Below are 12,707 nucleotides of genomic sequence, written 5' to 3'. Positions count from 1 at the left end.
GGATTAACAAAATAACAAAGTAACAAAATATATTGATGACAAAGGCACCTATCTAAAAATAGGTGCCTTTGCCATGTCTATATTTTCACCATGAATAGGTACGAAGGCCACCACAATCCTCATAGAATCGGATCGTTTATTTTGTCAAACCTACTGTTTTCCAAAAGGATTTAGTAGGTTTATGCAGAATGATTTGACTGATAGTAGATAGATCTATGTGTTTGTGGTCTATATCATGATCAGAATCCAAACATAAATTAATCCTTTGTATATGAAAGCTGGTGAGTGGTAAAATGATCAAAATGAACCAAAATAGATTTCTCAAGTGGATAACGGTGTCCATAGCCTCTTTGGGAATGATTATTTTTGTTTTATTTCCATTTACAAGAATAAGCTCCCTCTCATATAGCGTAATGCTAAACTTTTTCTTGGTGATTTGGCTTTCTATAGTTGAGACATTAGTGAGACCCGCACTTAAATCATCCTATTTTCCTTGTCAGCCTAATCTTTATTTCAATAAGGAAGTGAATCCTAGTCGTTAAAATCTAATTAACAGCTACCATAACAACATGACATACAAATAAACACTTTCTATAAAACGAGTTTTAAAGACAAAAACATTGTAAATCCGACATTAAAATGGTATTATTTTATAAGCGTACTAAATATTTGAATAATTCAAACGATTTACCAGTTTTATTAGTAAAAGTATAGCAAAGGATTAAGAGGATATATTACTTTAAATAATTTTGTTATCCTATTTGCTTTTACTATGAAATTTGACCGATTGCTTATTTATTATGCTAATAAATAAAAAGGGCGGGTTTGTATTGAAAAAACTTAAATTTAAAATAACCATTGTATTTATTTTAATAAGTGTTATCTTATTTTCAGCTACAGGATTAGCAGTATCTTATTTATCTAAGGAATCTATAGTAGAAATTTCTGAAATGCTTAGTAATGAAATTGTAAAGTCCAATTCAGATGCAATTTCGGAATACATCGATGCTAGAATTAGTGAGTTAGAGCATATAGCAGAATACGATTATCTTAAAGAAATGAACATAGAGGAATCTAAGGAGTATCTAAAGAGAATAGCCAATGACAGTGAATACGAATCTGTAGCGCTGGTTGAACCGGATGGAAATGCATGGGCTTCAACTGATGCTACTTTAGATTTATCTCAAAGTCCTTATATGAAGGAAATATTTCAAAATGGAGCAGATAGCTTTGTTTCAGATCCTTTTCTAGCCTTATCTTCAGGCAATATTATTATTTCTATTGCTCAAGTGATAACTGATCATGATGGGAATAAAGTGGGATTACTATCTGCAGCTCTGCCATTGAGCAAAATTGCTGAAATATCCGAAGATATCAATATTGAAGAAAAGGGTTTTGGATGGATCATAAATGAAAATGGATTAATTATTGCCCATAGAGATGAAAGTGTTGCCATGATAGAAAATGTTATTGAGGCTGAAGAGGGTGTATATAGAGAGTTAACAAATGATAAAGAAAAGATGTTAAGTGATGAAGAGGGTATTATCGAGGGTATAGTAAATGGAGAAGAGGTTTACTTATTCTTTGCAACAATAGACAATACATTAAATTGGAAACTTGTTGTGGAAATACCCAGAAGTATATTGTTAAGTAGTATCGCCAATCTCAATAGAATGTTTACGATGTTAATAATGTTAGTTTTACTTATAATGGGGATAGCAGCATTTATGATATCAAATATTATAACGAAACCCATATCAGCCATTACAGAATATAGTGAGAACATATCAAGGTTAGACTTTACTAAGGATTTACCACAAGAATTGTTGCTTAGAAAAGATGAACTGGGTGCTTTATCTACATCCTTTAGCAATATTACCCATAACCTTAGGTCTTTTATACAAACCATTGCTGAAAATGCACAATATATATCGACATCTTCAAAAAAATTAACATCAACGAGTACAGAATCAGCAATAGCAGCAGAAGAGGTTGCTAGAACCATAGAAGAGATCGCAAAGGGAGCAAATAGCCAAGCTGAGGATACAGAAAGAGGAGCAGAAAACATTAATGAATTAGGGAAATTAATAGAAAAGGATCAACTATATATTAAGGACCTAAATCTATCCACCAATGAAGTAACAAAACTAAAGGATGAAGGCTTAGAAATCTTAATAGAGCTAATAGAAAAGACAAAGATGAATAACAAGTCATCCAAAGAAGTATATGAAATCATTGTAAATACCAATGAAAGTGCAGAAAAGATTGACAATGCAAGTCAAATGATCAAAAGTATTGCTGAACAGACTAATCTATTGGCACTAAATGCGGCAATAGAAGCTGCTAGAGCAGGAGAAGCCGGTAAGGGATTCGCAGTGGTAGCAGATGAAATACGAAAGCTAGCAGAACAATCTAATTCATTTACAGAGGAAATCAACGCTATCATCAAGGAATTAACAGATAAGACAGGGAATGCTGTTAATACAATGGAAGCGGTCGCAAAAATTGTGAATTCTCAGGCAGAAAGTGTAGAATTGACAAATACTAAATTTAAAGGAATTGATAGTGCAATTCAAAAAATGACGGAAATCATAATGTCAATCAATGAATCGGGACGAGTAATGGAAGGTAAAAAAGATGGAATTATAGGAATTATTGAAAACCTATCGGCCATATCTCAAGAGAATGCTGCTGGAACTGAGGAAGCTTCAGCATCCGTAGAGGAGCAGACGGCATCTATGGAAGAAATATCTAATGCCAGTGATTCATTAGCGCGATTGTCTGAAGAAATGCAAAATAACATTGCTAAATTTAAGTATTAAACGGAAATGCACTTTTAGAATTGAACTTGCCAGTTAATGGAAATACCTCTTTTGAAATAACAAATGGAATTTGTGAAAAATATAATTGCTTTGATGAAACAGTACTGAATGGTTTTTAGTATAAAAAAATAAAGCATTATCTGTTGAAGGAAAAGGTACCTAGATATAGAATAGGTGCCTTTCTCATGTCTTTATTTTCAGTCTAAGATCCATGGATTCCATTTAAATATGCTTAGGATGATAAATGATAGATAAAGTCAACATCTATAATAGATATATGACATAAAAGAGCTGCCCATGTAAATATACTGAATACTAAGAAGGAGATGGAAATTATTATAAGCAGTGTAATTATAAGGGGGAGGTCGTTAGCTTTGGAAATGAATATTATCATGGCATTTACAATTATTTTAATTTCTTTAGCAATTGGTGACATCGTATCGACAAAAACAAAGGCATTTGTACCATCTGTATTTGTGACAGCTGTACTATTTATCATCGGTTTTTGGACATTTTTCCCACAAACCATAGTAGATATATCTAGTCTTGGAATGCCCGGTGCGTTACTGGCAATGTACCTATTGATAACTCACATGGGTACTATGATGAGTGTTAAAGAGCTTGTCCGCCAATGGAAAACCATCACCATAGGGGTTGCTGGAATTATTGGTGTTGTACTTGGTGTAATGACGATTGGTAGGCTGTTTTTTGGCTGGGATGCAGCAGTCATAGCGACACCGCCATTGACAGGTGGGATTGTAGCTTCCATTATGATGTCTGAAGCTGCAGCGGCCAAAGGATTAGACGACCTATCAGTACTTGCCATATTAGTTTATGTAGCCCAAGGGTTTATTGGATATCCAATTACAGCTCTATGTCTTAAAAAAGAAGGAACGGCGCTGATCCGCAAATATAGAAGTGGTGAAATGGTATGGGAGCCAAAAGTAGAAACAGTGGAGGTACCAGAGCAAAAAAGCAAATTTAGAATCATTCCTCCTGTGCCAGAAAAGTATAATACAACTTACGTAATCTTGATGAGATTGGGATTAGTCGCCTGGGCAGCCGTAGCGTTTGCAACTGCAACAAATGAAATTATCTCTAAGTTTGTGATCTGTCTATTATTTGGCGTGATTGCAGCTGAACTGGGTATAGTAGATAGGAAGCCACTTAATTTGTCTGGATCCTTTGGATGGTTAATGACATCCTTGATGGCCTTCGTATTTGCAGGACTTGCAAGAGCCACACCGGAAATGGTTGCAAAGATGGCCGTCCCACTATTTGGTATCATCATAATAGGGGTGATCGGTATGGGCATTATTTCTATCATAGTGGGAAGGGTACTCGGGGTATCGAAGGAAATGGCCTTTGCCATTGCCTTAACGGGACTTTATGGATTCCCCCCAAACTATATTTTGACTGATGAAGCCACAAAGGCTTTAGCCAATACAAAGGAAGAAAGAGACTTCCTCATGGATCAAATGCTACCACGGATGTTGGTTGGTGGCTTTACAACTGTAACGGTGGCATCAGTTATTATTGCTGGTATATTTATAAAATTTATATAAAAAATTAAAGGAGATTAGAGGAGGTTTACTAAGGAGGAAAGAATTAGAAAAGATATTGAAGAGGAATCGAAGTCGTTTATGAAACGATATTAAACTTAGCAGAGGTGATTTAGTGGAGATTAAAGACGTTGTAAAAAAGTATAATGACTATGTAATCCAAATGAGAAGAGATTTTCATATGAATCCGGAGTCAAGCTGGGAGGAATTTCGTACATCAGGAATTGTTAAAGCTGAGTTAGATAAGCTTTCGATCCCTTATATCTCAGTAGCAGGTACAGGGGTTGTTGCGACAATTAAAGGGATCGGGGCGGGCAAGATCGTAGCTCTTAGGGCTGACATGGACGCTTTAGAGATTGAAGAAACCAATGACGTCCCCTATAAATCGAAGTTTCCCGGTAAAATGCATGCCTGTGGCCATGACGGACATACTGCCATGTTGCTTGGGGCGGCCAAAGTATTCAATGAGATGAAACATGAAATTAATGGCACCGTAAAACTTATATTTCAACCGGCTGAAGAGGTAGCTGCTGGGGCTAGGAAGATGCTTGATGAATCTAATTTTATGGATGATGTAGATGGAAGCTTTGCCATACATCTTTGGTCAGGAATAGAGGTAGGAAAGATCTCCATCGAAGCGGGACCTAGAATGGCATCAGCAGATATTTTTGAGATTATAATCAATGGAAAGTCTGGTCATGGGTCAATGCCTCATCAGGCAATAGATGCTGTTGTAGCTGCCTCTGCTGTTGTTATGGATTTACAATCAGTTGTCAGTCGGGAATTTAGTCCATTAGATTCAGTTGTATTATCAATTGGTTCCTTTCATGCTGGAACAAGATTTAATATTATTGCTAATAAAGCCATATTATCTGGTACCACAAGATGTTTTAAAAATAAGATTCGAGATATGTTACCAAGTGTCATGGAGAGAATCGTAAAAAATACAGCCGCAAGCTATCGAGCAGAAGCCACATTAAAATATACCCCGGGGACACCTCCTACAATCAACGATCCCACATGTGCCAAAATAGCTGCTGGGTCAGTTGAAAAGATTCTAGGAGAGAATGGTGTAGTAGAAATGGAAAAGACCACAGGTGGTGAGGATTTTGCATTATTCTTAAATAAGGCCCCTGGCGTCATGGCTTTTGTAGGGATGCGGAATGAAGAAAAGGATGCCTGTTATGCCCATCATCATGAAAGGTTTAACATGGATGAGGATGCATTAGAAATTGGGACTGCTTTATATGTCCAATATGCGTTAGACTTTTTGAATAACTAAAGGATCATACCATTGAAACAACATTGACAAGTATGGTTAAAATGTAGAGCACCTCACAGGCAAAAATACTTGTGGGGTGTTTTATTGATTTGAGAACTATTTTTTCATAAAGTCAATTCGGTAATCTGTGAGTTAATCTTCTGTTATAAAATAGTAGGGTTGCGTTCTTTGTTTTTTTAGATAGAAGTCAAATATTATGATATAATAGGGAATAAAGACTAGCTAAAGATAACAATGTCAAATAAAGCATCCCTGTAACTTAGGAGGTAATTATGATAAAATACATTATTTTTGATTTCGATGGAACCTTAGTTGATTCTTTAGATATTGCTATCAATGCAGTTAATAAGCTATCGGATAAATTTGGATTCAAAAAAGTAAAGAAAGAGGAATTTGATTTCCTAAGGAAATTATCTATTCCAGAAAGATGCAAACATTTAAGTGTGCCAATGTATAAGTTGCCCTTTTGGGCAGCGCACTTTTACAATGAATATAAAAGCTCTATACAGGATATTGCTCTGTTTGAGGGGATAAAAGAGGTGCTGGATGAACTGAGGAACAGAGGATATGAGCTGGCAATTATCTCATCAAATTCTGAGGACAATATCAGAGAGTTTTTGGAAAAAAATCAGATTTATAGCATTAAAGAAGTGTTTGCCTCCAAGCATATCTTTGGGAAAGATAAGGTACTGAACGCTTTTATGAAGAAAGAGAAACTAAGTAATTCCGAAATCATTTATGTAGGTGATGAGGAAAGGGATATTCTTGCTTGTAAAAAAGTTGGTGTGAAAATTATTTCAGTTTCTTGGGGATTTGATTTGCTGGAAACCATTAAGCAGAAAGAACCAGATTATATTGTGAATAGCCCAGAAGAGATATTATCTATCGTATAATGGAATAAAACAAGTGTACTTAAAACCGTTGATCCCCTAGGTCAGCGGTTTTAAGTATTTATAATAAAAACGTGATAAAAAAAACAAAGTGGCAGAGACTTCCCTACCACTTTGTTTTCTATCTTTTTTACTTTTAGTTATAAATTTCTATTGTACGACTATCAGGATTCCATTGAATCTGATAACCGTATTGCTCTAGGTCTTGGATCATCATGAAGCCTTCTAGGCCTTCAAACTCTATATCCAGTAACTCCTGGATGTCTTCTACCACTATATATGATCTGCCTTCTTCTACTTTCAAATTAATATTTCCTTCTAGGACTTCACCTTCTGTAATTTTCATGTAGTCACCCTGAAGATCTACGATGGCTTGTAATTGCGATCCCTCGGGCATATCCTGTGTAGCACCAAATCCACTAATCATCAGATTTGTCAGTTCATCTTCAGTGATAACCATGACGGATGTTGGTAACTCAATGGTAGTAGTATCAAGTTTTTGTCCGCTTGAGATCATATCTATATGCATTTTTCCCATTGGAGTAGTAAAAAACAGTTCAGCATCTTCTGTGTAGCTATTTTCATGGAATGTTGTCACTTGGTCATAATAGCTACCAAGTATAAATCCCTTTGCCATATCCTTTTGAGGTGTAATATACATCTCATACATTTCTAGCATTTCTGCTTGTTGTTCCTCTGTTAGTACCATTTCTTCTGGCACATCACCTTGCATAAATAGATTTGTTAATTGGTCCATATTAGTGATAACATATTTGATATAAACATCTAAAAGGTCTATCATTTTATCAGACTCTATTCGTAAGGAATAGGTGTCACCTTCTTGTGTCATACCTAAATCGATTCCCAAATCCATGTTTTCTAAAAATCCGATTATATCTGTTAGACTTGTTAAGTCCATGTTCATGTTATTTTCGCCACTTTGTAACATGATATATTCTGCCTCTGTTTCGAAGGGTAGTTCTGATTCAGCCAAAGATAACAAGTGAACAACAAGATCAGTATTGATGTATATATTTGATCCCTTGGTATACATTTTTACTGTAGGAATTTGATGTGTTGTTTCATCTGCTTCTTCTATTTCCACTTCCATTTCGATGTAAGAAACAAATGCCTCTAAATCTGTCTGTGAGTACATGGTAATATTGTATGTTGCTTCTAATTGACCAGGAACTGATATGATGACTTCTAAATCTGTGTCACCTTCCATAGCATCCCACTCATACACCTTTTTCATTTCTTCCCAATATGACTGTCCTGCTGTTGGTGCAAAACCAACCATAAACAGCATGGATGTGATTAACAGGGTAATAATTAAACCTTTTTTCATTTTTTTACACTCCTTTTTTAATGAATTGATTTTTTATTGAATGAAAATAAAGTACACTCATCATTCAAGATAAAATAATGAAGAATTCAATGTACTACTTCGATATTATACCATTTTAATGACTACATTTCCAATTTATAGTGTATAAGTCATACAATTGTAATATTTCCTATGGCAAACAAGGACTTTATATACGCTTCAGTAAGAAGTAAGATTATTTCATAATGATTTCTAAAGAATAAATGAGATATTAAAAGAACCCTATGAAGAAAAAATGCCTTATATCAAATACTGCGGTGGAAATTTAAAGTAATATATTTTGATATGCAGGAATACAAGAGTTGTTAGGTGAAATAAAGATATATATATAAATTTATTTTGTCATGATAAATAAGCAATTTAATTTAGCACAAAAGAAAAGACTGATGAGGAAAGGTTGGATAAAATGATAGAACAAGTATATGGAAATATTTATCGTACTGAAATTCCACTGCCTGAAAATCCACTTAAGGCTTTAAATAGCTATATCATAAAAGGAAAAGAAAAAAATATTATTGTGGACACTGGATTTAATCGTGAAGAGTGTAAAGCGGCTTTTTTTGAAAGCCTAAACAAACTAGATGTAGATATCAAAAATACAGAAGTGGTGATTACTCATCTTCATGCGGACCATTCGGGTCTGGCTTCTGAATTGTATCAACGTGGTGCTAAGATTTTGATGAGTAAAGGTGATGGCTTTGCTACAAAAGAACTAGTAGATGAGAAAAATTGGATGGAAATGAGCCTACAATTGAAATCCTTTGGCCTTGAGGTGGAAGAAGACTTTTTAGATACGCATCCAGGAAAGATTTACGCTCCATCGGGGGATTTCGAATTTACCATTCTCAAAGAAGGAGATCAACTAGCTGTGGATGATTATCGTTTTGATATAGTATCGGTGCCAGGCCATACGCCAAATATGATTAATTTGTATGAACGGAAACATGAGATTTATTTTTCCGCTGATCATGTTTTAGATCCCATTACACCCAATATTGGGTTTTGGGGATTTGAATATCCTATCATACTAAATCAATATTTTGAGAGCTTAAAAAAAATCTATGATTATAGGATTCAACTCATGCTGCCCTCCCATAGAAAAATCATAAGGGACCATAGAAAAAGAATCGATGAGCTCTTATTGCATCATGAGCATAGACTACAAGAAATTGTAAGTATCTTGACTGAAAAAGGAAGAAAAATGACTGTGGAGGATGTGGCCAAAGAGATGAGTTGGAAAATTCGTGCTAAGGATTGGAATGCTTTTCCGCCAGCTCAAAAATCCTTTGCTGCAGGAGAAGCCATGAGCCATCTAGAATATCTTGTCTATGAAAAGAGAATCATGATGAAAAAGGAGAATGGATTATTTTATTTTAGTGTTTAAAAGGAGGGTGGAATTCCATGATTTATCTATTAATAGTATCAATCGGTCTATTTGGCTGGTTAGTGATGCGAAAAATTAAGGCCCCAGCTCCTGCTTTATTAGGCCCAATGATATTTGTAGGTATTGCCAGTATCGGAGGATTTAATTTTCCTCATTTGCCCCAAGTATCAGTATCCATATTTCAATTAATTATCGGAATTTTTGTGGGAATGAGAATAACAAGGGGACAATTCCAGCTATTAAAAAGAAGAACAGTACTTTATTCTTTTATACTGATACTTATTTGGACTGTTGGGTCTTCACTTGTTGCGGCAAATGTTCTGCTGACTCTGACTGATTTGGATGTGGCTACAGCCCTTCTTGCAGGAACGCCTGGAGGCCTGACGGAGATGAGTGTGGTGGCATTTGCCTATGGAGCTGATGTTCCAACGGTTGCATTATTACAATTGCTTAGATTAACCTTTATTGTTTCTTTTATACCGTTTTTGTCATTAAGTATTAAGAAAAAGAATGGTGGGTACACAGAGAAAATAAAAGACAAAAAAGATGTAATAGAAGAAGTTGTTAAAAGAAAAGTTTCTGTAGAGATTATAGGCACTGGTCTTATTGTAGGGGTTCTACTGATGTACTTAAATTTTCCTGCAGGGGGACTAATTGGTGCAATAATCGGTGTAGGGGGCAGTAGTATTATATTAAATAAATCTGCGTATTTACCTAAATCTGTACAACTAATAGCTCAAATCGGAATCGGGATCAGTATCGGGTTGCGTTTCACCCAAGAAACCTTTCAACAATTTTCTCGATTAATAGGACCAATGATTATTTTACCTCTTTTTATGGTGTTAAGTGGGGTTTTATTAGCAATCATTATTAAGAACATAACTAAGTGGGATCTTAGCACTTGTTTATTATGTTCAGCTCCAGCAGGACTCTCGCAAATGATTATTGTGGCAGAAGAGATAGAATCTGATGTTTTTCTTGTTAGTTTATTCCAGACAACGAGACTTTTGGCAATTTATTTAATCTTACCTCAAATATTCAACTGGTATTTAAGGTAGAAGAAATGACTGAAGTAAATTGTATACCACGTCTCATATGAAGAAGGCTTTGGGATACTTGAAGTTTCCTCCCACTTCGTAAACAACAAGCTTAATATGATTTATGTGGTAAATCTACTGCTTCATAAAGTATATGTTTATAAAATTAATTTATATTTAATATATTCTTAATTCATTTTTAAATATTATAGGGTATAATGAATAGATTGAGTAAATAAATGGGGGAATTAATATTGAAAAAATATTATTTATATATAGTTCTAACAAGTCCAAGCACTGCTGTATCAAAGATCATAAAGCTTGTAAAAAATGATGAATATACCCATGCGGCCATTGCATTAGATAAAGATCTTGACCGTATGTACAGTTTCGGAAGAAAATATACCTATAATCCTTGCCTTGGAAGATTCAAGCAGGAGAATATCAATGAAGGCATCTATAAATTTCATAAAACCTTACCTGGTGTAATAATGGAGGTGGAGGTGTCAAAAGAAGAGTACAAGAAGGCTAATAGTCTAATAGACCATTTCATATCCAATAGTAATCTTTATAAATATAATTATAAGGGATTATTTCCTATTCTATTCAGCGGAAAAGAACCCTGCGATAATAGATTCTTTTGCTCAGAGTTTGTATATTACATTTTAAAGGAAAGTGGCATTGCAGATCTTCAAATAGCGAGAAATACGGTTAGACCTCAAGATTTATTAAATATAAGAAGCAAGTTCATTTATATGGGAAATTTAAAAGGAATGAGTTCGTCAAATATCAATCACAATACAAATGAAATAGAAATAAAGTCGGCAGGGACAATAAACCTGACACTTTGTCCATCAGAGTTACCTGATAGGGGAATTAATCAACCGTGGCAGAGAAAGAAGGCATGATTAAGGTTTCCATATAATCTCTGTTAAAATACGTAAACTTGACTTGAAAATGAATAAAAGGATCGGATATGAGTTAAAATTTGTTTTTTAAAGCCCCTATTAAGGGGCTTTAATTATTGGAAAGAGAACCCTTCTAGCCAGTGGCATAATTTTATTTGACAAAAAAATGAGAATATCGTGATATACCAGGATTAAAGGGGGACTAAAATACCTGTACACGATATTCTCATTAACTGTATTATGCCAACATTTTGCTAAAGTAATACATCTATAGATTCTTTTTTTAGTTAAATTTTTTGATTATTCTATTGACAACTTTAATATAATCATCAAGGTTGTTTAACCTGACATCTTTGTATTCCAAAAGATAGTTCTGTAAATGATCAACTGATTCATTTTGTACAAACCACCTATAGGAAACAATAGAAAAGGAATAGGTATCGTTGCTGTCTTTCTGCTCAGTTTGTGCTACGGACTTGCCCACAGTTTCTTTGCCAATCACCACCACATTCTCCATATTGAGCTTCATAGTGAGGGCGAGAATTTCAGAGGCAGAGGCACTTTTTTTATCTAAAAGGATAAAGACTCTTTTATAGGGCTCCAACATCTCTTCTCTGGTTATAAATGACTGTAATTGATTACTTCCTTCTAGTCGAAAGGCTTCTATATTTTCAGGCAAAAACAACTCTGCAATTCCCAATAACTCTCTAAGGTTACCGCCAGGATTTCCTCTTAAATCAATTATTAGATTTGGATGGGTGCTCTTTACAAGAGTTCTTTTGGTTTTTTCAGCAATACCTTCATTGAATTCGTGCAGTCTAATATAATAAGTATTTTCATCGATGATTTCACTTTCAATTGAAGGACTTTTAGTATTGGGTTTTTGTGTGTTGCCTGAAAAATAAGTATATTGATCTCCCACATGATTGGTCATATTCTTAATAAACAAATGAAGTCTCATTCTGGAGATGGAATTTCTGCTGAGTAGCTTTTGTTTTTTCTGATGGTAGGTCTCTTCTTCAAATAATTCCTGGTATAGATAGTTTTCTTCGAAATATCCAAGTAACTCCTGTGCCTCCCCAGGCTCTAAATCATTTCCTCTAAAGGTTTGCAAAAAAACGATGGAATTGATTAAGGGCGGTAGGACAAATACAAATAGCATAGATATAATGATTAAGAGACTTAAGAGTCGGTATACTTTCTTTGAAGACTGCTGGGGTATTTCTTCATCACCTAATTGATCCTGCTCTATGTCTTGCATGATTATCTCCGAAGGCGTTTCATCGTCCTTTTCTTCGTCCGTCATAATTGGCTCATTCCCCTCTGTCTTTTCACATGGTAGTGATATTTTATTTTTACCCATAAAAAATCTATTTACTTATTCCGTTCATATTGAATCTTAAGTCTACATGACCTTCGTGTTTATGTCTAGTTC

General features: G+C 34.8%; 9 protein-coding genes. 7 read left to right on the top strand and 2 right to left on the bottom strand.

Annotation, left to right across the window (positions count from 1 at the left end; translation table 11 throughout):
- The first annotated feature begins 830 nt into the window (after window positions 1-830).
- From AMET_RS14505 to AMET_RS14490, 4 genes are all read left to right on the top strand, one after another.
- A complete protein-coding gene (locus AMET_RS14505) occupies window positions 831-2,822 on the top strand; it encodes a methyl-accepting chemotaxis protein (protein ID WP_012064061.1) in 1,992 nt (663 codons plus the stop codon).
- Between the two features lie 380 nt (window positions 2,823-3,202).
- Window positions 3,203-4,387, top strand: a complete 1,185-nt coding sequence (locus AMET_RS14500) for a hypothetical protein (RefSeq protein ID WP_041721698.1) — start codon at window positions 3,203-3,205, stop codon at window positions 4,385-4,387.
- Window positions 4,388-4,499: 112 nt separating this feature from the next.
- A complete protein-coding gene (locus AMET_RS14495; RefSeq protein ID WP_012064059.1) occupies window positions 4,500-5,666 on the top strand; it encodes a M20 family metallopeptidase in 1,167 nt (388 codons plus the stop codon).
- 272 nt (window positions 5,667-5,938) lie between these two features.
- Window positions 5,939-6,559, top strand: coding sequence for an HAD-IA family hydrolase (locus AMET_RS14490; protein WP_012064058.1), 621 nt, complete (start codon window positions 5,939-5,941; stop codon window positions 6,557-6,559).
- A gap of 133 nt (window positions 6,560-6,692) precedes the next feature.
- Here AMET_RS14490 and AMET_RS14485 read toward each other — a convergent pair whose 3' ends face one another.
- On the bottom strand, window positions 6,693-7,904 hold the full coding sequence (locus AMET_RS14485; RefSeq protein ID WP_012064057.1) for a hypothetical protein: 1,212 nt from the start codon (window positions 7,902-7,904) through the stop codon (window positions 6,693-6,695).
- Between the two features lie 445 nt (window positions 7,905-8,349).
- Between AMET_RS14485 and AMET_RS14480 the strand changes: the two genes are divergently transcribed.
- The 3 genes from AMET_RS14480 (at window position 8,350) to AMET_RS14470 (ending at window position 11,272) form a co-directional block, all read left to right on the top strand.
- The gene (locus AMET_RS14480) at window positions 8,350-9,327 is read left to right on the top strand and encodes an MBL fold metallo-hydrolase (RefSeq protein ID WP_012064056.1); all 978 of its coding nucleotides are present in this window, start codon (window positions 8,350-8,352) and stop codon (window positions 9,325-9,327) included.
- A 17-nt stretch (window positions 9,328-9,344) separates the two neighbouring features.
- A complete protein-coding gene (locus AMET_RS14475; protein ID WP_012064055.1) occupies window positions 9,345-10,385 on the top strand; it encodes an AbrB family transcriptional regulator in 1,041 nt (346 codons plus the stop codon).
- 233 nt (window positions 10,386-10,618) lie between these two features.
- On the top strand, window positions 10,619-11,272 hold the full coding sequence (locus AMET_RS14470) for a hypothetical protein (protein WP_012064054.1): 654 nt from the start codon (window positions 10,619-10,621) through the stop codon (window positions 11,270-11,272).
- Between the two features lie 283 nt (window positions 11,273-11,555).
- Here AMET_RS14470 and AMET_RS14465 read toward each other — a convergent pair whose 3' ends face one another.
- Entirely contained in the window at window positions 11,556-12,635 is a 1,080-nt protein-coding gene (locus AMET_RS14465; protein ID WP_083761006.1) for a S41 family peptidase, read from the bottom strand.
- Between the last annotated feature and the right edge of the window lie 72 nt (window positions 12,636-12,707).

The organism is Alkaliphilus metalliredigens QYMF, from assembly GCF_000016985.1.
GTDB lineage: Bacteria > Bacillota > Clostridia > Peptostreptococcales > Natronincolaceae > Alkaliphilus_A > Alkaliphilus_A metalliredigens.
This window is presented reverse-complemented; position numbering and strand designations above follow the sequence as displayed.

Bases quoted from the DNA above. Each gene is read 5' to 3' on its own strand.
- AMET_RS14490 (WP_012064058.1), top strand. From the start codon at position 5,939: ATGATAAAATACATTATTTTTGATTTCGATGGAACCTTAGTTGATTCT.
- AMET_RS14465 (WP_083761006.1), bottom strand. From the start codon at position 12,635: ATGGGTAAAAATAAAATATCACTACCATGTGAAAAGACAGAGGGGAAT.
- AMET_RS14485 (WP_012064057.1), bottom strand. From the start codon at position 7,904: ATGAAAAAAGGTTTAATTATTACCCTGTTAATCACATCCATGCTGTTT.
- AMET_RS14500 (WP_041721698.1), top strand. From the start codon at position 3,203: ATGAATATTATCATGGCATTTACAATTATTTTAATTTCTTTAGCAATT.
- AMET_RS14475 (WP_012064055.1), top strand. From the start codon at position 9,345: ATGATTTATCTATTAATAGTATCAATCGGTCTATTTGGCTGGTTAGTG.
- AMET_RS14480 (WP_012064056.1), top strand. From the start codon at position 8,350: ATGATAGAACAAGTATATGGAAATATTTATCGTACTGAAATTCCACTG.